Genomic DNA, 22,949 nt, shown 5'->3' with positions numbered 1-22,949 from the left:
GGGCTGCTCTTTTTCCGTCGCCAATACGTCATGCCAGGTTACCGTTTTACCCATGACAATCTCCCTTTCTTGTAAACAAAACATCAGAGTAGCGACTCTACGCCAGCGAGCAAGCCTTTAAAAAAAATTGAAAATTTACAAAAATAATTCATCGGTAAAATTTGATTTAAAACAAAAATTTAGCTTTGTAACCCGTTTGAGTGAAAGGGACTAATTGACCTTGGTCAAAGTTGGCCCTGCCACAGGTTGGTATATAGAGTCTCGGAAGTTTTAAACGCAAACCTGACGCCGTTAATGGCGTTAGCGTCATTACGCCTGGGAGGCAACTATGATTACAGGTATCCAAATTACAAAAACCAACAACAGCGCGCTGCTCAACTCATTCTGGTTACTGGATGACGAAAAATCCGAAGCGCGTTGCGTCTGTGCAAAAGGCGAGTACACCGAAGATCAGGTGGTGCCGGTGAGCGATCTGGGCCAGTTTGAGTATCGTGAAGTGCCGCTGGAAATGAAACCACAGGTGCGCGTTGAAGGCGGTCAGCATCTGAACGTTAACGTGCTGCGTCGCGAAACGCTGGAGGATGCGGTTAAGCACCCGGAAAAATATCCGCAGCTGACTATTCGCGTGTCCGGTTATGCCGTACGTTTTAACGCGCTTACGCCAGAACAGCAGCGTGATGTGATTACTCGTACCTTTACTGAAAGCCTGTAAGCGAAAAAGCGTGGCAATCGTTGAAGGAATGTTGAAAAAAGCGACAACGTTACGCAGTAAATAAAGGCCAATAAAACAAGGGGTTTTCGCTTTATTGGCGAGGGTCAGTTTTGGGCAATGCCGCTTTTAACGTACTGCATTCAAATTAACAGTCTGTTAACCATTATTCAGTTAATAGCCTAAATAAAAACCGCCGTTTTACGGCGGTTTTTTGTAGCGTGGAGCAATTATTCAGCGTTTTCTTTGTTGCTGCTGGCGCTGTCGGCGGCAGGCTTGCGTCGCTTACCGATATTTTTCCGGTCGCGATGGCGTACCTTAACGCGCGGCTTATTCTCGTCTTCTTTTTTCTTCTCTTTCTCTTTGCGCTTCGCCAGCACTTTCTTCGACGGCTTGCCTTTAAGTTTTTGGCTTGGCGCGCGCGTTACCGGACGCAGCTCATCAATCGTACGCGCTTTCAACGGCTCGCTGATATAGCGGCTGATTTTATCCAACAGCAGATAATCGTGCGCTTCTACCAGCGACAGCGCGGTGCCTTTGCGACCGGCGCGGCCCGTGCGGCCGATGCGATGCAGATAGACATCCGCGGTACGCGGCAGGTCGAAGTTGAATACGTGACTGACATCATCCACATCGATGCCGCGTGCGGCGACGTCGGTAGCGACCAGCACGTTAACGCGACCATCCATCAGACGCTTCAGCGCTTCGTTACGCTTCGCCTGCACCATTTCGCCTTCCAGATAGCTGGCGTTGATACCCGCTTCGCGCAGCCAGCCCACCAGCTCATGCACGCGCTCGCGCTTGCGCACAAAGACGATAGAGCGTGATACATCCGGCTGCTTCAGCAGATGCACCAGCAGTTTGGTTTTATGCGCCACGTCGTCGGCGCGGTAATACCACTGCTGGATCTTCTTGCGCTCGCGACGCGACGGATCGGAATCGATCTCCACAGGCTCATTCAACAGGCGCTCGGCGAAGTCTTTAATGCCGTCGCCTTCCAGCGTGGCGGAGAAAAGCATCGTCTGCTTACGCCAGCGGGTCTCCCCGGCGATGGTTTCGATATCCTGGGCAAAGCCCATATCCAGCATGCGATCCGCTTCATCGAGGATCAGAATTTCTACCGCCCGGCAGTCGAAGTTTTCTTCTTTGATGTACTGCAACAGGCGCCCCGTGGTCGCCACCACCACATCCTGGTTTTCGCTGAACACTTCGGCATGATTCATATAGGCCACGCCGCCGGTAATGGTGGCGATGTCCAGCTGAGTATGTTTCGCCAGCGCCTGGGCCTGCTCTGCGACCTGCATCGCCAGCTCACGCGTTGGCGTCAGGATCAGAACCCGTGGCGGGCCAGATTTTTTACGAGGAAAATCCAGCAGGTGCTGTAGCGCCGGCAAAAGATAGGCCGCCGTTTTCCCGGTCCCGGTTGGTGCTGAACCCAGCACGTCGCGTCCATCCAGCGCGGCGGGGATCGCTTCGGCCTGGATAGCGGTGGGGCGGGAAAAGCCTTTGTCCTGCAATGCGTCCAGCAGGCTTTCATCAAGTTCGAGTTCGGAAAATGTGCTTGCGGTCATGGTCTACCTCAGTTTGGGGCGCTGATTATAGACAGATTGGCGACGATCTTCATCTGTTTGTCGGCAGTTTATGGCTTTTAACCCTTTCTTATTTCCCCTATGCTGACACCGTTTTTGTCTTTGGTCCTGATTATGTCGCAATCAAAACCGCCATTACGTGGCAACGGCTTCACTTTTAAACGTTTTTTTATTGCGCACGATCGCTGCGCCATGAAGGTCGGCACCGACAGCATTCTGCTGGGCGCGTGGGCGCCGGTTGCGCAGGCGGTACGCATTCTTGATATTGGCACCGGTAGCGGTCTGCTGGCGCTGATGCTGGCGCAGCGCACTGCGGAATCGGTAGAGATCGACGCGGTTGAGCTGGACGGCGACGCGGCAGCGCAGGCGGCGGAGAATGCCGCGCAGTCGCCGTGGGCGGCGCGAATTCGCATTCATCAGGCGGACATTTTCAGCTGGGCGATGCAGCAGGAAAAACGTTATTCCCTGATCGTCAGCAATCCGCCTTATTTCAAACCGGGCCCGGCCTGCGCGACCCCGGCCCGCGATAATGCTCGTGCTACCCACACCTTGACCCATGAGGATCTGCTGCGCAGCGCGGAGACGCTAATCAGTGAAGAAGGGTACTTTTGCCTGGTGCTACCGGAAGAGGAAGGAAAGCGTTTTGTCGCGTTGGCGCTAACGCGCGGCTGGCATCTGCGCTTTCGCAACGACATTGCGGAAAACGATACGCGGCTGCCGCACCGCGTGCTGTTAGGGTTTTCGCCGGCGCCTGGCGAAGTGTTGCTGGAGCGCCTGGTGATTCGTGGGCCAGACCGCTGTTATTCTCCCGCCTTTTGCAGCCTGACCCAGGATTTTTATCTGTTTATGTAGCCCGGCGGCGTCAGGATAGTCGGAGCCGATTCCGGCTGCGTCTCAGGATAGTCGAGGGTATAGTGCAGCCCGCGACTCTCCTTGCGCTGCATGGCGCAACGAATAATCAGCTCCGCCACCTGCAACAGGTTCCGCAGCTCCAGCAGATTATTGGAAATGCGGAAGTGGCGGTAATATTCCTCGATCTCCTGCTGCAACAGCGCGATGCGTCGGCTGGCGCGCTCCAGACGTTTAGTGGTGCGCACGATGCCGACGTAATCCCACATAAACAGCCGCAGCTCATGCCAGTTATGCTGGATCACCACTCTTTCGTCGGAATCATCCACCTGGCTTTCATCCCAGGCGGGCAGATTATCGACGCGGGTGACCTGTGGCAGGCTAGCCAGCATATCTTCGGCCGCCGACCAGCCGTAAACCAGGCACTCCAGCAGCGAATTGGAGGCCATGCGATTCGCGCCATGCAGGCCGGTATAGCTGACTTCGCCAATCGCATAGAGCCCGTCGATATCAGTACGTCCATGATGATCGACCATCACGCCGCCGCAGGTATAGTGGGCCGCCGGCACCACCGGAATCGGCTCGCGGGTTAAATCGAAGCCCAGCGACCGCAGTTTTTCGTCAATCATCGGGAAGTGGGCGCGGATAAAATCGGCCGGCTGATGACTGATATCAAGATACATGCAGTCGGCGCCGAGGCGTTTCATTTCATGATCGATAGCCCGCGCCACGATATCGCGCGGCGCCAGTTCGCCGCGCGCGTCGAAGTCGGGCATAAAGCGGCTGCCGTCAGGACGCCGTAAATAAGCGCCTTCGCCGCGCAGGGCTTCGGTCAGTAAAAAGTTACGCGCCTGTGGATGATACAGGCAGGTTGGATGGAACTGATTGAATTCCAGGTTCGCGACGCGGCAGCCGGCGCGCCAGGCCATAGCGATGCCGTCGCCAGAAGCGACGTCGGGATTGGTGGTATATTGATAAACCTTCGCTGCGCCGCCGGTGGCCAGCACCACGGCGCGCGCGCTGCAGGTCTCAACCCGCTCCAGATTGCGGTTCCAGAACCAGGCCCCCAGCACGCGCCGCGAGCCTGGCAGTCCCAGACGATCGGAAAGGATAAGGTCGACGGCGTTGGTGCGCTCCAGGATACGGATATTAGGATGGCTCATCGCCTGAGAAACCAGCGTGGTGACCACTTCGCGTCCGGTGGCGTCGGCGCTGTGTAAAATGCGGCGATGGCTGTGACCGCCTTCGCGCGTCAGATGATAGCGCTCCTCGCCATCAGGCTGTGTCTCTTTATCAAAGGCGACGCCATGTTCAATCAGCCACTCAACGCAGTGGCGCGCATTGCGCGCGATAAAATCCACCGCATCGCGATCGCAAAGACCAGCGCCAGCGACCAGCGTATCTTCCACATGGGCTTCGATACTGTCCATTTCGTCGAAAACGGCGGCGATGCCGCCCTGCGCATAAAAGCTGGAGCCTTCGCTGACCGGGCCTTTGCTCAGAACCATAACCTGCTGAGTTTGCGCCAGGCGCAGCGCCAGCGAGAGACCCGCCGCGCCGCTGCCAATAATCAAAACGTCACACTGATAATCGGAAATTTCGCTCATGGTGTTTATTTTACTAAACAAGTGGTCAGCAGAGCATAAGGCGAAACGGCGCGATTAAAAAGCGATAAAGCGTCGAAAGGCACGATCTGGCGCAATGCAATGTATCCAGCGTTTATGGCAGGGTAGGATAACTCTGTGCGGTGTTTATTATGATTAACAAAGGACAATAATTGCGCTTTGGTGATGAAAATGTCATGCGCATCGGGTACTCTGCGGCTTACGCCCGGTAATCGGTTAACTACGATCAAAAACAGCAGCGGCGTACGTTTTCTCAGCATGCTCAATAATCCAGACGTGTAAAAGTACCCGGTGAGGCAATAAAAAAACGGCGTAACTGAACTAATGTCTAATGACCGGCTCTAATGAGGGCTTGCTCATAAACTTGAGTGTTTGCTGGTGGTTCATTTACGCGTGGAGAATGATTTGGGGAGATATTACCTCGGATGAGCGAGCAATTAACGGATCAGATTCTCGTTGAGCGGGTACAGAAAGGAGATCAGAAGTCATTCAATTTACTGGTTGTTCGTTACCAGCATAAAGTGGCGAGCCTGGTTTCACGCTACGTTCCGTCAGGCGACGTGCCCGATGTCGTACAGGAATCTTTTATCAAAGCGTATCGCGCGCTGGACTCTTTCCGCGGCGATAGCGCGTTTTACACCTGGCTATACCGTATTGCCGTTAATACCGCGAAAAACTATCTGGTCGCTCAGGGCCGCCGTCCGCCATCCAGCGATGTGGATGCGATAGAGGCGGAAAACTTTGAAAGCGCGGGCGCGCTAAAAGAAATATCGAACCCTGAGAACTTAATGTTGTCTGATGAGTTGAAACAGATAGTGTTCCGTACCATTGAGTCGCTCCCGGAGGATTTGCGCATGGCGATCACCCTGCGGGAGTTGGATGGTTTAAGCTATGAAGAGATAGCGGCCATCATGGATTGTCCGGTAGGCACCGTGCGCTCGCGCATTTTCCGCGCGCGAGAGGCCATTGACAACAAAGTTCAACCGCTTATCCAACGTTAGCGATAACGGATACAGGAAGGGTACTAAGGCATGCAGAAAGAAAAACTTTCCGCTTTAATGGATGGCGAAACTTTGGACAACGAAGTGATCTCCGCATTGTCTAAAGACGCTACACTGCAGCAAAGCTGGGAGAGCTACCATCTTATCCGCGATACGCTGCGTGGTGATGTCGGCGACACCGTCCATTTTGATATCGCCGCGCGCGTCGCCGCTGCGATCGAACAGGAACCTGCTCGCAACGTAACCGCGTTTATCCCGGAAGCGCAGCCGGAACCCGCACGCTGGGAAAAAATGCCTTTCTGGAAGAAAATGCGTCCCTGGGCCGCGCAAATTACACAGGTTGGCGTGGCCGCTTGCGTCTCGCTGGCAGTGATCGTTGGCGTTCAGCACTATAATCAGCCGCAGGAGTCGGGTCAGGCTTCTGAAGCGCCGGTGTTCAATACGCTGCCGATGATGGGCAAAGCGTCGCCGGTCAGCCTCGGCGTGCCGTCCGACAGCTTTGACACCAACAGCGCCAGCCAGCAAGTGCAGGAGCAGCGTCGTCGGGTCAATGCCATGCTGCAGGATTACGAACTGCAGCGTCGCTTGCATACCGAGCAGATGCAATTTGATCCCACCGGCCCGCAACAGGCTCAGGTTCAGGTTCCAGGAAATCAGTCGTTAGGAATACAGCAGCAGTAATGAAGCAACTCTGGTGTGCCGTTAGCCTTCTGGCTGGCGGCCTGTTTTATTCAGCCATCGCCCCGGCGCAGGAAACTGCGTCCGGGGCGTTGTTGCAACAGATGGAACAGGCCAGTCAGTCCCTTAATTATGAACTCGCTTATATCAACGTTTCCCGGCTGGGCATCGAATCGCTGCGCTATCGCCACGCGGTGATCGATAACAAGATTTACGCGCAGCTGCTGCAGATGGATGGACCGCGTCGGGAAGTGATCCAGCGCGGTAACGATATCAGCTACTTCGAGCCGGGGCTTGAGCCGTTTTCGCTGCCCGGCACGCACATTGTCGATGCGTTGCCGGCAGTCGTTAACGCCGATTTCAAGCGCCTGACCACCAGCTACGATTTTGTGCCGGTGGGCCGTACGCGCATTGCCGATCAGCTGTGCGAAGTGGTGCGCATCGTGGCGCGCGACGGTACGCGCTACAGCTATATCGTCTGGCTCGACAGTGAAACCAAGCTGCCGCTGCGTATCGATCTGCTCGATCGCGACGGCGAAACGCTGGAACAGTATCGCGTGGTTAGCTTCGCCGTCGACGAGGGTGTGCGCAACCTGATGCAGGGGCTGGAGAAAGCGAACCTTCCGCCGTCGCTCTCGGTGCCGGAAGGGCAAAAAGTCAGCTTTAACTGGACGCCAGGCTGGCTGCCAGCGGGAATGACGGAAGTGGCGCAGAGCCGCCGTACGCTGCCTTCTATCGATAAACCTGTCGAATCAAGATTTTATTCCGACGGCCTTTTCAGTTTCTCGATAAACGTCAGCCCGGCGGATAAAAGCAGTACGACGCAGCTGTTGCGCACTGGCCGTCGAACGGTGCAAACTGCTACGCGCAACAACACTGACATTACTATTGTCGGCGAACTGCCGCCCGCGACGGCGAAGCGTATCGCCGACAGCATCAACTTAGGTACGCAACGATGATGAGAGAATGGGCCACGGTGGTTGCGTGGCAGGACGGCATCGCCACGCTGCACTCGGAAGTGAAAACGACCTGCAACAGCTGCTCGGCGCGTAAAGGGTGCGGCAGCGCCATGCTGAACAAGCTGGGGCCGAAAAACGCGCACGTGATGCAGATCGCCAGCGAAAAGCCGCTGCAGCCGGGCCAGCGCGTAGAGCTGGGCATCCGCGAAAGCAGCCTGCTGGGATCGGCGCTGCTGGTGTATATGACGCCGCTGCTCGGATTGTTCCTGCTGGCGGGCCTGTTCCAGATGCAGTTCCATACCGATCTGGCGGCCGCCTGCGGCGCGCTGCTCGGCGGCATCGGCGGCTTTATCGTCGCGAAAGGCGTCTCGTCGCGCTTTGGCGCTCGCGAAGCCTTCCAGCCGGTTATTCTCAATATCATGCTTCCCCCCGACGCGCTGCGCGTGGAGCAAGAGGCGCTGTAAGCTTTCGCCGGACGGGCAATCCTCGTTCGGCTAATGTTTTGCGCTTTTTTTCACCACCATCGCGGCAAATACGCTATCATCCCGTTTTCCTTGCTTTATCTCCCGGCGCGATGATTCCACCACCCTGATATGTCGTGTACAATGCGCCTTTCGGGCCGTCTCCGCCTGTGATATTACACGCTCTCCTGAGGTTGCATCGCGAGAGTTTCAGCATTTGTAAGGCAGAATAACCTCCATAATGAAGCATATAAGAAACTTTTCGATCATCGCGCACATTGACCACGGCAAATCAACGTTATCAGATCGTCTGATCCAGATTTGCGGCGGCTTAACCGATCGTGAAATGGCAGCGCAGGTTCTGGACTCAATGGATCTGGAGCGTGAGCGCGGCATCACAATTAAAGCGCAGAGCGTGACGCTCGATTACAAAGCGCCGAACGGCGAAACTTACCAGCTCAATTTTATCGATACCCCAGGCCATGTGGACTTCTCCTATGAAGTATCACGCTCTCTTGCCGCCTGCGAAGGTGCGCTGCTGGTGGTAGATGCAGGGCAGGGCGTGGAAGCGCAGACGCTGGCTAACTGCTATACCGCCATGGAAATGGATCTGGAAGTGGTGCCGGTACTGAACAAAATCGATCTGCCGGCCGCCGATCCCGATCGCGTTTCGCAGGAGATTGAAGATATCGTCGGCATCGACGCCACCGACGCGGTGCGCTGCTCGGCGAAAACCGGCGTAGGCGTCCCGGACGTGCTGGAGCGCCTGGTGCGCGACATCCCGCCGCCGGAAGGCGATCCCAACGGCCCGCTGCAGGCGCTGATCATCGACTCCTGGTTCGATAACTACCTGGGCGTCGTCTCGCTGGTGCGCATCAAAAACGGCACGCTGCGCAAAGGCGAAAAAATTAAGGTAATGAGCACCGGTCAGGTCTATAACGCCGACCGTCTCGGCATCTTCACGCCGAAGCAGGTCGATCGCGATGCGCTTAACTGCGGCGAAGTCGGCTGGCTGGTTTGCGCCATTAAAGACATCCTCGGCGCACCGGTGGGCGATACCCTGACAGGCGCCAAAATGCCGGCGGAAAAGGCGCTGCCGGGCTTTAAGAAAGTGAAGCCGCAGGTCTATGCCGGCCTGTTCCCGATAAGCTCCGATGACTATGAAGCGTTCCGCGACGCGCTGGGCAAGCTGAGCCTGAACGACGCCTCGCTGTTCTACGAGCCGGAAAGCTCAACGGCTCTGGGCTTTGGTTTCCGCTGCGGCTTCCTTGGCCTGCTGCATATGGAGATCATTCAGGAGCGTCTGGAGCGTGAATACGATCTCGACCTGATCACCACCGCGCCGACCGTAGTCTATGAAGTGGAAACCACCGGCGGTGAGATTATCTACGTCGACAGCCCTTCCAAGCTGCCGCCGTTAAACAACATTAATGAGCTGCGCGAGCCGATCGCGGAGTGTCATATGCTGCTGCCGCAGGAATATCTGGGCAACGTGATCACCCTCTGCGTTGAGAAGCGCGGCGTGCAGACCAACATGGTCTATCACGGCAACCAGGTGGCGCTGACTTATGAAATCCCGATGGCGGAAGTGGTGCTGGACTTCTTCGACCGCCTGAAGTCGACCTCGCGCGGCTACGCCTCGCTGGACTACAACTTCAAGCGCTTCCAGGCGTCGGACATGGTGCGCGTGGACGTGCTGATCAACTCCGAGCGCGTCGATGCGCTGGCGCTGATCACCCACCGTGATAACGCGCCGTATCGCGGTCGCGAGCTGGTCGAGAAGATGAAAGAGCTGATCCCGCGCCAGCAGTTTGATATCGCTATCCAGGCGGCGATCGGCAACCACATCATCGCCCGTTCGACGGTTAAACAGCTGCGTAAAAACGTACTCGCGAAATGCTACGGCGGCGACGTCAGTCGTAAGAAAAAGCTGTTGCAGAAGCAGAAAGAAGGTAAGAAGCGCATGAAGCAGGTCGGCAACGTCGAGCTGCCGCAGGAAGCGTTCCTGGCCATTCTCCACGTGGGCAAAGACGGCAAATAAGGATATCTGATGGCTAATATGTTCGCCTTGATTCTGGCGATAGCGACGCTGGTCACCGGCATCATCTGGTGCATCGACCGGTTCAAGTGGGCGCCGGCGCGTCGCGCGCAGCAGGCTCAGGCGCAGGCGCAAACCGGCGGCACGCTGGATAACGCCACGCTGACGAAAGTCGCGAAGCAGCCGGGCTGGGTGGAAACGGCCGCGTCGGTCTTTCCGGTGCTGGCTGTGGTGTTTGTGGTGCGCTCGTTTATTTACGAGCCGTTCCAGATCCCGTCCGGTTCGATGATGCCGACGCTGCTGATCGGCGATTTTATCGTGGTGGAGAAGTTCGCCTACGGCATTAAAGATCCGATTACCCAGACCACGCTGATCCCGACCGGGCATCCCGCGCGCGGCGACATCGCGGTGTTTAAATACCCGAAGGATCCGAGCCTCGATTATATTAAACGCGTTATAGGTCTGCCGGGCGACCGCGTGACCTACGACGCGCTGAATAAAACGCTGACGGTGAACCCGGCGTGCGACAGCGGCAAAGCCTGCGACAAAGCGTTGCCGATCACCTATTCGGACGTGGCGCCAAGTAACTTTATTCAGACCTTCAGCGGTTTTGACGGCAATGAATCGGGCAACGGTTTCTGGCAGGTGCCGCAGGGCGAAACCATGCGCGGCGGCCTGCGTCTGGCGACCCGTAAAGAAACGTTAGGTGACGTCACCCACAATATTTTGCTGGTAACTGAGGCGCAAAGTCAGGCCAGCATGTATTATCAGCAGCCGGGACAGCCGCAGGCGAGCTGGGTCGTGCCTGCCGGCCACTACTTTATGATGGGCGATAACCGCGATAACAGCGCTGACAGCCGTTATTGGGGCTTCGTGCCGGAAAAAAATCTGGTTGGTAAAGCGACCGCCATCTGGATGAGCTTTGAAAAGCAGGAAGGAGAATGGCCTACCGGCGTTCGCCTGAGTCGTATCGGCGGCATCCACTAAATCGGACCGTCTGTAAAACGGATGGCTTCCCGCAGGCGGGAAGCCACTGCAAACGAAACTGTTTAGCGTTGACCGTCGTCAGCCCTGTTTCGTATGCAGCATAATTGACGCATTGTTGAAATTGGTATCGCATGAATCCCATCCTCATTAATAAGCTTCAGCGAAAGCTGGGCTACACTTTTACTCATCAGGAACTACTGCAGCAGGCATTAACCCACCGGAGTGCCAGCAGTAAACACAACGAGCGTCTGGAGTTTCTCGGCGATTCCATCCTGAGCTTTGTTATCGCCAATGCGCTCTATCACCGCTTTCCTCGCGTGGATGAAGGCGATATGAGCCGTATGCGCGCGACGCTGGTGCGCGGCAATACGCTGGCGGAGATGGCGCGCGAATTTGACTTAGGCGAATGCCTGCGTCTGGGGCCTGGCGAGCTGAAAAGCGGCGGCTTCCGTCGGGAATCGATCCTTGCCGATACGGTAGAAGCGTTGATCGGCGGCGTATTCCTCGACAGCGATATTCAGACGGTGGAAAGGCTGATCCTTAGCTGGTATCAGAGCCGACTGGATCAAATCAGTCCGGGCGACAAACAGAAAGATCCAAAAACGCGTCTGCAGGAGTATCTGCAGGGTCGCCATCTGCCGCTGCCCTCCTATCTGGTGGTGCAGGTGCGTGGCGAAGCGCATGACCAGGAATTTACCATTCACTGTCAGGTGAGCGGCATGGCGGAGCCGGTGGTGGGCACCGGGTCGAGCCGTCGCAAAGCTGAACAGGCAGCGGCCGAACAGGCGCTGATTAAGTTAGGACTCGAATGAGCGAACAAGAGATGCACTGCGGCTTTATTGCGATTGTCGGCCGCCCAAACGTTGGAAAATCGACGCTGCTGAACCAGCTTCTGGGGCAGAAGGTTTCCATTACCTCGCGTAAACCGCAAACCACGCGCCACCGCATCATGGGCATTCATACGGAAGGCGCGTATCAGGCGATCTACGTTGATACCCCAGGCCTGCATATCGAAGAAAAACGGGCGATCAACCGCCTGATGAACCGCGCCGCCAGCAGCTCCATCGGCGACGTCGAGCTGGTTATCTTCGTGGTAGAAGGCACGCGCTGGACGGCGGACGACGAGATGGTTCTCAACAAGCTGAAAGAGAACAAAGTGCCGGTGCTGCTGGCGATCAATAAAGTCGACAACATCACCGACAAGTCGATCCTGCTGCCGCATATGCAGTTCCTCAGCCAGCAGATGGATTTTATGGATGTGGTGCCGATCTCCGCTGAAAGCGGCAAAAATGTCGACACTATCGCCAGCATCGTGCGCAAGCGCCTGCCGGTAGCCGAACATCACTTCCCGGAAGATTACATTACTGACCGTTCGCAGCGCTTTATGGCCTCGGAAATCATTCGTGAAAAACTGATGCGTTTCCTGGGCGCCGAGTTGCCCTATTCGGTCACGGTGGAAATTGAGCAGTTCATCACCAACGAACGCGGCGGCTACGATATCAACGGTCTGATCCTGGTTGAACGTGAAGGCCAGAAAAAGATGGTGATCGGCAACAAAGGCGCCAAGATTAAAACCATCGGCATCGAAGCCCGTAAGGATATGGAAGAGCTGTTCGAGATGAAAGTGCATCTTGAACTGTGGGTCAAAGTGAAGTCCGGCTGGGCAGATGACGAGCGTGCGCTGCGTAGCCTGGGCTATGTTGACGATCTCTGATTGCTGAATGGAAGGCTGGCAGCGCGCTTTTGTTCTGCATGGACGGCCCTGGAGCGAAACCAGCCTGATGCTGGATCTCTTTACGGAAAACCATGGGCGGGTGCGCGTCATCTCCAAAGGCGCGCGTTCGAAGCGCTCCCATCTTAAGGGGGCGCTCCAGCCTTTCACGCCGCTGCTGGTGCGCTGGGGCGGGCGCGGCGAGGTCAAAACCCTGCGCAACGTCGAAGCCGTTTCGTTGGCGCTGCCGCTGAGCGGCATCGCGCTCTACTGCGGTCTTTACGTCAACGAGCTGTTGGCGCGCGTGCTGCAGCATGAAACCCCGTTTCCTGAACTCTTCTTCGATTACCTTCACTGTCTCCAGTCTCTTGCGGAAGCCAACGGCAGCCCGGAACCGGCCCTGCGCCGTTTTGAGCTGGCGCTGCTGGGCCATATGGGTTACGGCGTCGACTTCCTGCACTGCGCCGGCACCGGCGAGGATATTGAAGACGGCATGACCTACAGCTATCGTGAAGAGAAAGGCTTTATCGCCAGCCTGGTGATCAATCAGCGCAGCTTTACCGGACGACAGCTGCGGGCGCTGTATGAGCGCGAGTTTCCCGACGGCGATACGCTGCGCGCCGCCAAACGCTTTACCCGCATGGCGCTGAAGCCGTGGCTGGGCGGCAAACCGTTAAAAAGTCAGGAGCTGTTCCGTCAGTTCATCCCTAAAAAACGCGCGGATGCACAAAACAATCAGGAATAAACCCAGCGCGCGCCGAAGGCGTGGCGCTGCCTGCATAACTACAACATTCTGAGGACTGTTATGGCTGAGTTGTTATTAGGCGTCAATATCGATCATATCGCCACCGTGCGTAATGCGCGCGGCACCCACTACCCCGATCCGGTGCAGGCGGCCTTTGTGGCCGAACAGGCGGGCGCCGACGGCATTACCGTTCACCTGCGCGAAGATCGTCGCCACATCACCGATCGTGATGTGCGTCTGCTGCGTCAGACCATTGAAACGCGCATGAATCTGGAGATGGCGGTGACGGAAGAAATGCTGGCGATCGCCTGCGAGCTGAAGCCGCATTTCTGCTGTCTGGTGCCGGAAAAGCGTGAGGAAGTCACCACCGAAGGCGGGCTGGACGTAGCGGGACAGCAGGAGAAAATCAGCGCGGCGGTGCAGCGCCTTAACGCGGCGGGTATTCTGGTATCGCTGTTTATTGACGCCGACGAGCGGCAGATTGACGCCGCCGTAGCGGCGGGCGCGCCTTATATTGAAATTCATACCGGCGCTTACGCCGAAGCGGAAGAGGGCGAGGCGCGCGACGCCGAGCTGGCGCGCATCGCGCATGCGGCTACCTGGGCCGCCGCCAAAGGGCTGAAGGTGAACGCCGGCCACGGCCTGACCTATCACAACGTGCTGCCGATTGCCGCATTGCCGGAAATGCACGAGCTGAATATCGGTCACGCGATTATCGGGCGCGCGCTGATGAGCGGGCTGGCCGATGCGGTGAAAGAGATGAAGCTGCTGATGCGGGAAGCGCGTCGCTAATGGCTATTCTTGGGCTTGGCACCGATATCGTGGAAATCGAGCGCATCGAAGGGGTGATCTCCCGTTCGGGCGATCGCCTGGCGCGCCGCGTGCTGAGCGAAAACGAGTGGCGACAGTATCAGACTCACCAGCAGCCGGTGCGCTTCCTGGCGAAACGCTTCGCGGTGAAAGAGGCGGCGGCCAAAGCGTTCGGCACCGGCATTCGCGGCGGCCTGGCGTTTAATCAGTTTGAAGTTTATAACGATGCGTTGGGCAAGCCTGAGCTGCGCTTTTTCCAGCAGGCGGCGGAAGTGGCGGCGAAGCTGGGCGTGCGGCATGTGCATGTCACCCTGGCGGATGAGCGTCACTATGCCTGCGCGACGGTGATTATCGAAGGGTGAGGCGGCGACGCCTCATACCGCATGATGGATAACCACAAACTTTTCCCACAGCTGTTCGCGTTCTTCGCGGTGCGCCGGATCGGCGATGATGGTGTTATCGATAGGACAGACGCTCTGGCAGGTCGGGGTATCATAGTGCCCCACGCATTCGGTGCAGAGATAAGGATCGATAACGTAGATCTCATCGCCCATCGATATCGCCTGGTTGGGGCACTCCGGTTCGCACATATCGCAGTTAATACATTTTTTGGTAATCAGTAACGCCATAATGTCCCCGGTCCTGCCTGAATAGCCTGAAGCGCGGCCATTATACGCCCGTGAACAGATCATACCAGTTTTTTTACCAGCGCCTCGCTGTGCCGGATATAGTTGGAAGCGCGCTCCGCATCCTGCTGCACCAGCGCCATAAACAGCAGATCGGTGAGCGCCAGCTGCGCGGAGGTCGACGAGATAGCGGCGCTGCGGGTGCTCTGTTCTTCCGCGACGGTATAAAGGCAGTGGGTGGCGCACTGCTGCAACGTATTCGGCGTAAAGCCGGTAAAGGCCAGCACCCATGCGCCGACGCGTGCCGCCTCCTGCGCGGCGAGATTGATCTCCCGCCGTTCGCCGCTGTAAGAGATCGCCAGCAGCAGATCCCCGGCGCGCAGCGCCTGTACGCTGGCCAGCAGCGCGTGCATATCCTGTTCGGCCACGGCGCTGATGCCGATCTTCATCAGCTTCCATGAAAAATCTTTCGCCACCAGACCGGAAGCGCCAATGCCCACCAGCACAATGCGGCCGGCGCGCTTAATCAGGTCGAGCGTCTCCATCAGCTTATCTTCGCTGTTGATGTCCAGCGTGGCGCGAATGGCGGAAACCTTCTCGGTAAACAGCTTTTCGCCCACCACCTTCAGCGGATCGCCGCTAAGAATATGGTTATGCACCGTAATCGCGTCTTTCGCCCGCAGCGATTCGCTCAGCGCCAGCTTCAGCGCCGGGAAACCCTTATAGCCCAGCTTCTGCGCGAACTTCACCACGCTTGACTGGCTTACGCCCGCTTCCAGCGCCAGACGCGGCGAGCTGAGCTGACAGGCGTGGCCGGGCTGCGCCAGCAAATAATCGGCCAGCCGGCGCTCATTCAGCGCCAGCCCTGGATAAAGCTGGCGAATGCGTAACAGGGCGCTCATGGCGGCTCCTTCAGATAGTTATTGCCCACTGCAAGCAGCGGGGCGGTAATAGTGTGGCCTGCTGCCTGAGCAGCTTACTCACTGGAGAGTAAGCATAAGACATTGATTCTCTAATTGTATAACGCGGATTGCCCCTGATGCCAAATCACATTGCGATGAGGCTGCCGTTAGCCAGCTATTGCTGCTACTGTCTACACTAATGAAGGCTGAAGCGAAAGGTTGATGAAGGAGAAGGGGTTAATGGCGGATTCGCAACGACGGGTAGTGTTTTTCGATCTGGACGGCACCTTACATCAACAGGATATGTTCGGCACCTTTATGCGCTATCTGCTGTGGCGACAACCGCTGAACCTGCTGCTGGTGGTTCCGCTATTGCCGATAGTGGGAATGGGGCTGCTGATTAAGGGACGCGCGGCGCGCTGGCCGATGAGCCTGCTGCTCTGGTCGATCACCTTCGGCCATAGCGAAGCGACGCTTCAGCGCCGCGAGGCGAGTTTCGCGCGCTGGTTCCGCCAACGGGTAGTGGCGTTTCCAGTGGTGCAGCAGCGGCTGACCGATTACCTGAGCAGCAACGACGCCGACGTTTGGTTAATTACGGGTTCGCCGCAGCCGCTGGTGGAGCAGGTTTACTACGACTCCGCCTTCCTGCCGCGCGTCAAGCTGATCGCCAGCCAGATGGAGCGTGCATGGGGCGGACGCATCCTTAGCCTGCGCTGCCTGGGCCATGAAAAAGTGGTGCAGCTGGAAGAGCAGATCGGTACGCCGCTGCAGCTGTACAGCGGCTATAGCGACAGCAAACAGGACAACCCGCTGCTTTTTTTCTGCCAGCACCGCTGGCGCGTAACACCGCAGGGCGAACTGCAACAGCTGGAATAATTTTGTCAGCCAACAGGTTTGGTTATAATGCCAGCCGCATTTTTCCGCTGGAGAGTACCGTGAGCGAAACGATTGATGAATACTGGATGCGCTATGCATTACAGCTGGCGCGTCGGGCGCGCGAGCAGGGCGAAGTTCCGGTCGGGGCGGTACTGGTGCAGGGCGATAAAGCGATCGGCGAAGGCTGGAACCGGCCGATAGGACAGCACGATCCAACCGCGCACGCGGAGATGATGGCGCTGCGTGAAGGCGGCAAAGTTCTGGAAAATTACCGCCTGCTGGACACCACCCTCTATGTCACGCTGGAGCCCTGCATTATGTGTGCCGGAGCGATTGTTCATAGCCGTATCGGTCGTCTGGTATTCGGCGCGCGCGATGAGAAAACCGGCGCCGCCGGATCGCTGATGGATATTCTGGGACATCCCGGCATGAATCATCAGGTCAGAGTGGAACAGGGCGTGCTGGCGGACGAATGCGCCGCGATGCTCAGTGACTTTTTTCGTATGCGCCGCGAACAGAAGCGGGCGCAGCGTCAGGCGCAGCGTGCCGCAGAGCAGGGGGCGACGCCGGGCAGCGCCGCTTAATTCATGGCGATGTCGGGCGCGACCGCCGGATAACCTTCCCCTAACGTGGCCTCCAGCGTTTTACGCTGGGCCAGTTTTTTCTCCTGCTCCTGTAAATAACCGACCAGGCTGAGCTGATACTTGCGGATATTTTCCACATAGTTATAGGCTTCCTGGCCGCGCGCGTAGCCGTAGGTGGTCTGGCTGTAATAGCGTTTCTGGCTCAGCATCGGCAGGCGCAGCTTTACATCCGCCCAGCTGTCGGGGTTGGCGCCCTGTTTTTGCGTTAGCTTGCGCGCGTCCAGCATATGGGCGTAGCCCATGTTATAGGCCGCCAGCGCAAACCAGATGCGTTCATCTTCCGGTACCGACTCCGGCACCTTTTCCATCATGTGCTGTAAATATTCACTGCCGCCGCGGATGCTCTGCTCCGGGTCGAGACGATCCGCCACCTGCAAACTGTCCGCCGTGTTGCGCGTCAGCATCATCAGCCCGCGCACGCCGGTCGGGGAGGTCGCCTGAGGATTCCAGTGCGATTCCTGATAGGAGATGGCCGCCAGCAGGCGCCAGTCGATCTGCGCGGCGTAACGCTCGAACAGCGGGCGGATATCGGGCAGGATATCGTCGATAGCGCGCAGGAAAGAGCGCGTATCGACATAGTCGAAGGCGCCGACGTGACCGAGATATTTCTCCTCCAGCCGCGCCATCGCGCCTTCCTCTTCCATCTGACTGAAAAAGTCGAGTATCGCCGCGTTCAGGCTGTCGTCCTCTTCACGCTGCATATACCAGGTGACCGGCTCCTCATCGGTAATGTCGAACGCCACCGCCAGCTGCGGGTGAATGCGCTGCAACAAGCCGATGGTGACTGAATCGCCGATGGTGTAATCCAGCTCGCCGTTGGCGACCGCTTCCAGCAGCGCTTTCGGTCCCTGATCGGTCGAGATCGCCCAGTCCAGATCGGGATACTGATTCTCTTTGATATTACGCAGCGTCGACATATAGGCTGAACCAGAGGCAACCGTCAGTCGGCCTTTCAGATTGCCCAGGTTTTTTGGCCGCGGCGTGCCGATGCGGTAAACCAGCTGCTGCGAAACGGAATAGTAGCTGGGGCCGGTGCGGAAGCGCGCCAGCCGTTCACTATTGTAAATCAGCCCGGCAGCCAGCAGATCGGCTTTGCCGTCGTCGAGATCGTCAAACAGGTCGTTCAGGTTCTGATGAACATTGACCTGCAGTTTGACGCCCAAATAATCGGCGAAGCGCTTCGCCAGCTCATAATCCATTCCGGCCGGGGCATTGTTGCTGGTGTAGTAAGTTAGCGGAGAATTAATGGTGCTGATTCGCAGCACCCCCCGCGATTTTATCTGCGCGATCTTGTCTTGCGCGCTGCCGTGCCAGGGAATGGTCGGCCAGAGCGCTACCGCCAGCAGGACGGTAATCAACCCGATCAGCAGATAATTAATTTTCAAATATTTCAAATATTTATCTCTCGGTGGCTCTCAGGCCTCTGTCTCTTCGGGCAGCGTTTGTTATCTATTAAATCCCAGAGCGTGGGGCATTTTGCGCAACAAAGCGGCGCAGAGCAACTGCAATAGCAGGATATGCGCAATTTTCAGGCTAATTCCAGGCGAGGAAAAATCCACGCAAACGGTTTCGTTAGGCGGGCCGTTTCTCTATAATATCGCCCGTTTTCCCTGTTGCGCCCAAAGAAGCGTCCTCCGGCGCTCTGACGAGAGATCTTAATGATGGAAATTCTGCGTGGTTCGCCCGCCCTGTCGGCATTTCGTGTAAACAAACTGCTGACCCGTTTTCAGGACGCTCACCTGCCGGTGAGTGATATTTACGCCGAGTATGTCCATTTTGCCGATGTCAGCGCACCGCTGAACGCAGAAGAAAAATCCCGCCTGCAACGCCTGCTGAAATATGGTCCTTCTCTCGCCGAACATGCGCCGCAAGGGCGTCTGCTGCTGGTAACGCCGCGTCCGGGCACCATCTCTCCCTGGTCCTCTAAAGCGACCGATATCGCGCACAACTGCGATCTGCCGCAGGTGCGTCGTCTGGAGCGTGGTCTGGCGTTTTACGTACAGGCGCCGCAGCTAACGGAAGCGCAGTGGACGCAGCTCGCCGCGCTGCTGCACGATCGCATGATGGAAACCGTGTATGACGATCTGGCCGATGCGGAAAAGCTGTTCGTTCAGCAGCAGCCACAGCCGCTGCAAAGCGTGGATATCCTGACGCAGGGGCGCGCGGCGCTGGAGCAGGCTAACCAGAAACTGGGCCTGGCGCTGGCCGACGACGAGATTGATTACCTGCTGGCCGCGTTTGAAAAACTGGGGCGCAACCCGAACGATATCGAGCTTTATATGTTCGCTCAGGCGAACTCCGAACACTGCCGCCATAAAATCTTCAACGCGGACTGGGTGATCGACGGCGTAGCTCAGCCGAAATCCCTGTTCAAAATGATCAAAAACACCTTCGCGCAGACGCCGGATTATGTCCTGTCGGCCTATAAAGACAACGCGGCGGTGATGGAAGGCTCCGAGGTCGGTCGCTTTTATGCCGACGCGCAGCGCGGCGTTTACGATTTCCATCAGGAACCGACCCATATCCTGATGAAAGTGGAAACCCATAACCACCCAACGGCGATCTCGCCGTGGCCTGGCGCGGCGACCGGATCCGGCGGCGAAATCCGCGATGAGGGCGCCACCGGCCGCGGCGCGAAGCCAAAAGCCGGTCTGGTGGGCTTCTCCGTTTCCAACCTGCGTATTCCCGGCTTCGAGCAGCCGTGGGAAGAGGATTTTGGCAAGCCCGATCGCATCGTCAGCGCGCTGGACATCATGACGGAAGGCCCGTTGGGCGGCGCGGCGTTTAACAACGAATTTGGCCGTCCGGCGCTGAACGGCTATTTCCGCACCTATGAAGAGCGGGTCGACAGCCACAACGGCAGCGAACTGCGCGGCTACCATAAGCCGATCATGCTGGCGGGCGGTATCGGCAATATCCGCGCCGATCACGTTCAGAAAGGCGAAATCAGCGTTGGCGCGAAACTGATCGTGTTGGGCGGCCCGGCAATGAATATCGGTCTGGGCGGCGGCGCGGCTTCTTCTATGACGTCAGGCCAGTCCGACGCCGATCTCGATTTCGCTTCGGTACAGCGCGACAACCCGGAAATGGAACGCCGCTGTCAGGAAGTGATCGACCGTTGCTGGCAGCTGGGCGAGCAGAACCCGATTCTGTTTATCCACGATGTGGGCGCGGGCGGCCTGTCGAACGCCATGCCGGAGCTGGTGAGCGACGGCGGCCGCGGCGGGCGTTTCAACCTGCGCGACATCCTCAACGATGAGCCGGGCATGAGCCCGCTGGAAGTTTGGTGCAACGAATCGCAGGAGCGCTATGTGCTGGCGGTGGCGCCGGACAAGCTGGCGCTGTTTGATCAACTTTGCCAGCGCGAGCGCGCCCCCTATGCGGTGATTGGCGAAGCGACGGAAGAACAGCACCTGACGCTCTCCGACAGCCACTTCGATAACCAGCCGATCGATATGCCGCTGGACGTGCTGCTGGGCAAAACGCCGAAGATGACGCGCGATGTGCGTCGTCAGCAGGCGCAGAACGAAGCCCTGGCGCGCGACGGCATGACGCTGGAAGAGGCGGTGAAGCGCGTGCTCCATCTGCCGACCGTAGCGGAAAAAACCTTCCTGATCACCATCGGCGACCGCAGCGTAACCGGCATGGTGGCGCGCGATCAGATGGTTGGCCCGTGGCAGGTGCCGGTAGCCAACTGCGCGGTGACGACCGCCAGCCTCGACAGCTACCACGGCGAAGCCTTTTCAATGGGCGAGCGCGCGCCGGTCGCGCTGCTCGATTTCGCCGCCTCGGCGCGTCTGGCGGTCGGCGAGGCGCTGACTAATCTGGCGGCGACCGATATTGGCGCGCTGAAGCGCGTCAAGCTCTCCGCTAACTGGATGGCCGCCGCCGGTCACCCTGGCGAAGACGCCGGCCTTTATGAGGCGGTAAAAGCGGTGGGCGAGGAACTTTGTCCGGCGCTGGGTTTGACCATTCCGGTGGGCAAAGACTCCATGTCGATGAAAACCCGCTGGCAGCAGGGTGACGAACAGCGTGAAATCACCGCGCCGCTGTCGCTGGTGATTACCGCCTTTGCACGCGTCGAGGATGTGCGCCGCACCGTTACGCCGCAACTGCGGGCGGAACAAGATAACGCGCTGCTGCTGATCGACCTTGGCAAAGGCCATAACGCGCTGGGCGCCACCGCGTTGGCGCAGGTCTTCCGTCAGCTGGGCGATAAGCCGGCCGATGTGCGCGACGTGCAGCAGCTGGCAGGCTTTTTTAACGCTATGCAGGCGCTGGTCAGCGCGGGCAAACTGCTGGCCTACCACGATCGCTCCGACGGCGGTCTGTTGGTAACCCTGGCGGAGATGGCTTTCGCCGGACACTGCGGCATCGACGCGGATATCGCCGCGCTGGGCGAGGATACGCTGGCGGCCCTGTTCAATGAAGAACTGGGCGCGGTCATTCAGGTAGCGGCGCAGGATCGCGCGGCGGTCGAAGCGCTGCTGGGCGCGCACGGCCTGAGCGACTGCGTGCACTATCTCGGCAAAGCGCTGCCAGGCGATCGCTTTACCCTGCGTTCAGGTGACAAAGCGATCTACAGCGAAAGTCGCACTACGCTGCGCGTCTGGTGGGCGGAAACTACCTGGCAGATGCAGCGCCTGCGCGATAATCCGATCTGCGCCGACCAGGAACACGCGGCGAAAAAAGAGGACAGCGATCCGGGCCTGAACGTTCATCTGACCTTCCAGCCGCAGGAAGATATCGCCGCGCCCTTTATCGCTACCGGCGCGCGCCCCAAAGTTGCGGTGCTGCGCGAGCAGGGCGTCAACTCCCATGTTGAGATGGCGGCCGCTTTCCACCGCGCCGGTTTCGATGCGGTGGACGTGCATATGAGCGATCTGCTGGCTGGCCGCATCGGGCTGGAGGAAATGCAGGCGCTGGTGGCGTGCGGCGGCTTCTCCTATGGCGACGTGCTGGGCGCAGGCGAAGGCTGGGCGAAGTCGATTCTGTTCAACAGCCGCGTGCGCGACCAGTTTGAAACCTTCTTCCATCGCCCGCAAACGCTGGCGCTGGGCGTCTGCAACGGCTGTCAGATGATGTCGAATCTGCGTGAGCTGATTCCCGGCAGCGACCTGTGGCCGCGTTTTGTCCGCAACCAGTCAGAACGTTTTGAAGCGCGCTTTAGCCTGGTGGAAGTGGCGGCCAGCCCGTCGCTGCTGCTGGAGGGGATGGCAGGATCGCGCATGCCGATCGCCGTCTCGCATGGCGAAGGCTTTGTGGAAGTGCGCGACGGCGCGCATCTCGCCGCGCTGGAAGCGAAAGGCATTGTGGCGCTGCGCTACGTAGATAACCACGGTAAGGTAACGGAAAATTATCCGGCCAACCCTAACGGCTCGCCGAACGGCATTACGGCGGTGACTAGCGAGAATGGCCGCGTCACCATCATGATGCCGCACCCGGAGCGCGTATTCCGCACCGTCAGCAACTCCTGGCATCCGGCAGAGTGGGGCGAAGACGGCCCATGGATGCGTATTTTCCGTAATGCGCGCAAGCAGCTTGGTTAACACTCGCGTCGCGTGAGTCTGCAACCGCACCGGTTTCCGGTGCGGTTTTTTTTATCTTTAGCGGAGCCGTTGCCAGATTGCGACAGTCAGGTAGTTTAACTGTCTCTAAAAGGAGACATTTAAGTGGTTGAAATTTATGGAGTAACATATTTTGATGAGATACTGTAGCTAAATAGCGACAATCTGACGC

The 22,949-nt window shown here is 57.9% G+C and carries 22 protein-coding genes; 16 read left to right on the top strand and 6 right to left on the bottom strand.

Annotated features, from left to right (window positions below):
• The first annotated feature begins 328 nt into the window (after positions 1-328).
• Complete coding sequence (gene grcA / locus MYY08_RS05260; protein ID WP_038624646.1) at positions 329-712, top strand: autonomous glycyl radical cofactor GrcA; 384 nt, start codon at positions 329-331, stop codon at positions 710-712.
• Between the two features lie 227 nt (positions 713-939).
• Here the strand turns inward: grcA and srmB are convergent, their stop codons facing one another.
• Positions 940-2,280, bottom strand: coding sequence for an ATP-dependent RNA helicase SrmB (gene srmB, locus MYY08_RS05255; protein ID WP_038624648.1), 1,341 nt, complete (start codon positions 2,278-2,280; stop codon positions 940-942).
• Between the two features lie 132 nt (positions 2,281-2,412).
• Between srmB and trmN the strand changes: the two genes are divergently transcribed.
• Positions 2,413-3,150 carry a tRNA(1)(Val) (adenine(37)-N(6))-methyltransferase TrmN gene (gene trmN / locus MYY08_RS05250; protein WP_038629906.1) on the top strand — a complete coding sequence of 246 codons (738 nt, stop codon included), beginning with the start codon at positions 2,413-2,415 and terminating at the stop codon, positions 3,148-3,150.
• On the opposite strand, the gene nadB is transcribed toward trmN, so the two are convergent.
• Positions 3,135-4,754 (bottom strand): L-aspartate oxidase, encoded by a 1,620-nt coding sequence (gene nadB / locus MYY08_RS05245; RefSeq protein ID WP_038624650.1) that lies wholly within the window; start codon positions 4,752-4,754, stop codon positions 3,135-3,137. The genes trmN and nadB overlap by 16 nt on opposite strands.
• 5 nt (positions 4,755-4,759) lie before the next feature.
• Positions 4,760-5,032, bottom strand: coding sequence for a hypothetical protein (locus MYY08_RS05240; RefSeq protein WP_133052062.1), 273 nt, complete (start codon positions 5,030-5,032; stop codon positions 4,760-4,762).
• A 165-nt stretch (positions 5,033-5,197) separates the two neighbouring features.
• Here MYY08_RS05240 and rpoE point away from each other — a divergent pair, with 165 nt between their 5' ends.
• The 11 genes from rpoE to acpS all read left to right on the top strand — a co-directional run bounded on the left by rpoE (position 5,198) and on the right by acpS (position 14,524).
• Entirely contained in the window at positions 5,198-5,773 is a 576-nt protein-coding gene (gene rpoE / locus MYY08_RS05235) for an RNA polymerase sigma factor RpoE (protein WP_038624651.1), read from the top strand.
• A 30-nt stretch (positions 5,774-5,803) separates the two neighbouring features.
• Positions 5,804-6,454, top strand: coding sequence for an anti-sigma-E factor RseA (gene rseA, locus MYY08_RS05230; protein ID WP_038624652.1), 651 nt, complete (start codon positions 5,804-5,806; stop codon positions 6,452-6,454).
• The gene (gene rseB, locus MYY08_RS05225) at positions 6,454-7,410 is read left to right on the top strand and encodes a sigma-E factor regulatory protein RseB (RefSeq protein WP_038624653.1); all 957 of its coding nucleotides are present in this window, start codon (positions 6,454-6,456) and stop codon (positions 7,408-7,410) included. Before rseA ends, rseB begins: the two co-directional genes overlap by 1 nt.
• A complete protein-coding gene (gene rseC / locus MYY08_RS05220; protein WP_038624654.1) occupies positions 7,407-7,874 on the top strand; it encodes a SoxR-reducing system protein RseC in 468 nt (155 codons plus the stop codon). Before rseB ends, rseC begins: the two co-directional genes overlap by 4 nt.
• A gap of 238 nt (positions 7,875-8,112) precedes the next feature.
• On the top strand, positions 8,113-9,912 hold the full coding sequence (gene lepA, locus MYY08_RS05215) for a translation elongation factor 4 (RefSeq protein ID WP_038624655.1): 1,800 nt from the start codon (positions 8,113-8,115) through the stop codon (positions 9,910-9,912).
• Positions 9,913-9,921: 9 nt separating this feature from the next.
• Complete coding sequence (lepB, locus tag MYY08_RS05210) at positions 9,922-10,896, top strand: signal peptidase I (RefSeq protein WP_038624656.1); 975 nt, start codon at positions 9,922-9,924, stop codon at positions 10,894-10,896.
• A gap of 131 nt (positions 10,897-11,027) precedes the next feature.
• A complete protein-coding gene (gene rnc, locus MYY08_RS05205) occupies positions 11,028-11,708 on the top strand; it encodes a ribonuclease III (RefSeq protein ID WP_038624657.1) in 681 nt (226 codons plus the stop codon).
• Positions 11,705-12,610 (top strand): GTPase Era, encoded by a 906-nt coding sequence (era, locus tag MYY08_RS05200; RefSeq protein WP_038624658.1) that lies wholly within the window; start codon positions 11,705-11,707, stop codon positions 12,608-12,610. The genes rnc and era overlap by 4 nt, the downstream gene beginning before the upstream one ends.
• A 7-nt stretch (positions 12,611-12,617) precedes the next feature.
• Positions 12,618-13,352 (top strand): DNA repair protein RecO, encoded by a 735-nt coding sequence (gene recO / locus MYY08_RS05195; protein WP_038624660.1) that lies wholly within the window; start codon positions 12,618-12,620, stop codon positions 13,350-13,352.
• Positions 13,353-13,412: 60 nt separating this feature from the next.
• A complete protein-coding gene (gene pdxJ / locus MYY08_RS05190; RefSeq protein ID WP_038624662.1) occupies positions 13,413-14,144 on the top strand; it encodes a pyridoxine 5'-phosphate synthase in 732 nt (243 codons plus the stop codon).
• Positions 14,144-14,524 carry a holo-ACP synthase gene (acpS, locus tag MYY08_RS05185; protein ID WP_038624663.1) on the top strand — a complete coding sequence of 127 codons (381 nt, stop codon included), beginning with the start codon at positions 14,144-14,146 and terminating at the stop codon, positions 14,522-14,524. Before pdxJ ends, acpS begins: the two co-directional genes overlap by 1 nt.
• A gap of 12 nt (positions 14,525-14,536) precedes the next feature.
• Here acpS and MYY08_RS05180 read toward each other — a convergent pair whose 3' ends face one another.
• Together MYY08_RS05180 and MYY08_RS05175 are read right to left on the bottom strand one after the other, a co-directional pair.
• Complete coding sequence (locus MYY08_RS05180; RefSeq protein ID WP_038624664.1) at positions 14,537-14,791, bottom strand: YfhL family 4Fe-4S dicluster ferredoxin; 255 nt, start codon at positions 14,789-14,791, stop codon at positions 14,537-14,539.
• 59 nt (positions 14,792-14,850) lie between these two features.
• Positions 14,851-15,690, bottom strand: a complete 840-nt coding sequence (locus MYY08_RS05175; protein ID WP_038624665.1) for a MurR/RpiR family transcriptional regulator — start codon at positions 15,688-15,690, stop codon at positions 14,851-14,853.
• 240 nt (positions 15,691-15,930) lie between these two features.
• Here MYY08_RS05175 and yfhb point away from each other — a divergent pair, with 240 nt between their 5' ends.
• Together yfhb and tadA are read left to right on the top strand one after the other, a co-directional pair.
• On the top strand, positions 15,931-16,566 hold the full coding sequence (gene yfhb / locus MYY08_RS05170; RefSeq protein ID WP_084970427.1) for a phosphatidylglycerophosphatase C: 636 nt from the start codon (positions 15,931-15,933) through the stop codon (positions 16,564-16,566).
• Between the two features lie 59 nt (positions 16,567-16,625).
• Complete coding sequence (tadA, locus tag MYY08_RS05165; RefSeq protein ID WP_038629908.1) at positions 16,626-17,150, top strand: tRNA adenosine(34) deaminase TadA; 525 nt, start codon at positions 16,626-16,628, stop codon at positions 17,148-17,150.
• Here the strand turns inward: tadA and mltF are convergent.
• The gene (mltF, locus tag MYY08_RS05160; protein ID WP_288013638.1) at positions 17,147-18,604 is read right to left on the bottom strand and encodes a membrane-bound lytic murein transglycosylase MltF; all 1,458 of its coding nucleotides are present in this window, start codon (positions 18,602-18,604) and stop codon (positions 17,147-17,149) included. The two genes, tadA and mltF, sit on opposite strands and share 4 nt — an antisense overlap.
• A gap of 264 nt (positions 18,605-18,868) precedes the next feature.
• On the opposite strand from mltF, the gene purL reads away from it, so the two are divergent.
• Entirely contained in the window at positions 18,869-22,759 is a 3,891-nt protein-coding gene (gene purL / locus MYY08_RS05155; RefSeq protein WP_104951566.1) for a phosphoribosylformylglycinamidine synthase, read from the top strand.
• Positions 22,760-22,949: the final 190 nt, after the last annotated feature.

This window comes from Mixta sp., from assembly GCF_024610815.1.
GTDB lineage: Bacteria > Pseudomonadota > Gammaproteobacteria > Enterobacterales > Enterobacteriaceae > Mixta > Mixta calida.
This window is presented reverse-complemented; position numbering and strand designations above follow the sequence as displayed.

Bases quoted from the DNA above. Each gene is read 5' to 3' on its own strand.
- grcA (WP_038624646.1), top strand. From the start codon at position 329: ATGATTACAGGTATCCAAATTACAAAAACCAACAACAGCGCGCTGCTC.
- srmB (WP_038624648.1), bottom strand. From the start codon at position 2,280: ATGACCGCAAGCACATTTTCCGAACTCGAACTTGATGAAAGCCTGCTG.
- trmN (WP_038629906.1), top strand. From the start codon at position 2,413: ATGTCGCAATCAAAACCGCCATTACGTGGCAACGGCTTCACTTTTAAA.
- nadB (WP_038624650.1), bottom strand. From the start codon at position 4,754: ATGAGCGAAATTTCCGATTATCAGTGTGACGTTTTGATTATTGGCAGC.
- MYY08_RS05240 (WP_133052062.1), bottom strand. From the start codon at position 5,032: ATGCTGAGAAAACGTACGCCGCTGCTGTTTTTGATCGTAGTTAACCGA.
- rpoE (WP_038624651.1), top strand. From the start codon at position 5,198: ATGAGCGAGCAATTAACGGATCAGATTCTCGTTGAGCGGGTACAGAAA.
- rseA (WP_038624652.1), top strand. From the start codon at position 5,804: ATGCAGAAAGAAAAACTTTCCGCTTTAATGGATGGCGAAACTTTGGAC.
- rseB (WP_038624653.1), top strand. From the start codon at position 6,454: ATGAAGCAACTCTGGTGTGCCGTTAGCCTTCTGGCTGGCGGCCTGTTT.
- rseC (WP_038624654.1), top strand. From the start codon at position 7,407: ATGATGAGAGAATGGGCCACGGTGGTTGCGTGGCAGGACGGCATCGCC.
- lepA (WP_038624655.1), top strand. From the start codon at position 8,113: ATGAAGCATATAAGAAACTTTTCGATCATCGCGCACATTGACCACGGC.
- lepB (WP_038624656.1), top strand. From the start codon at position 9,922: ATGGCTAATATGTTCGCCTTGATTCTGGCGATAGCGACGCTGGTCACC.
- rnc (WP_038624657.1), top strand. From the start codon at position 11,028: ATGAATCCCATCCTCATTAATAAGCTTCAGCGAAAGCTGGGCTACACT.
- era (WP_038624658.1), top strand. From the start codon at position 11,705: ATGAGCGAACAAGAGATGCACTGCGGCTTTATTGCGATTGTCGGCCGC.
- recO (WP_038624660.1), top strand. From the start codon at position 12,618: ATGGAAGGCTGGCAGCGCGCTTTTGTTCTGCATGGACGGCCCTGGAGC.
- pdxJ (WP_038624662.1), top strand. From the start codon at position 13,413: ATGGCTGAGTTGTTATTAGGCGTCAATATCGATCATATCGCCACCGTG.
- acpS (WP_038624663.1), top strand. From the start codon at position 14,144: ATGGCTATTCTTGGGCTTGGCACCGATATCGTGGAAATCGAGCGCATC.
- MYY08_RS05180 (WP_038624664.1), bottom strand. From the start codon at position 14,791: ATGGCGTTACTGATTACCAAAAAATGTATTAACTGCGATATGTGCGAA.
- MYY08_RS05175 (WP_038624665.1), bottom strand. From the start codon at position 15,690: ATGAGCGCCCTGTTACGCATTCGCCAGCTTTATCCAGGGCTGGCGCTG.
- yfhb (WP_084970427.1), top strand. From the start codon at position 15,931: ATGGCGGATTCGCAACGACGGGTAGTGTTTTTCGATCTGGACGGCACC.
- purL (WP_104951566.1), top strand. From the start codon at position 18,869: ATGATGGAAATTCTGCGTGGTTCGCCCGCCCTGTCGGCATTTCGTGTA.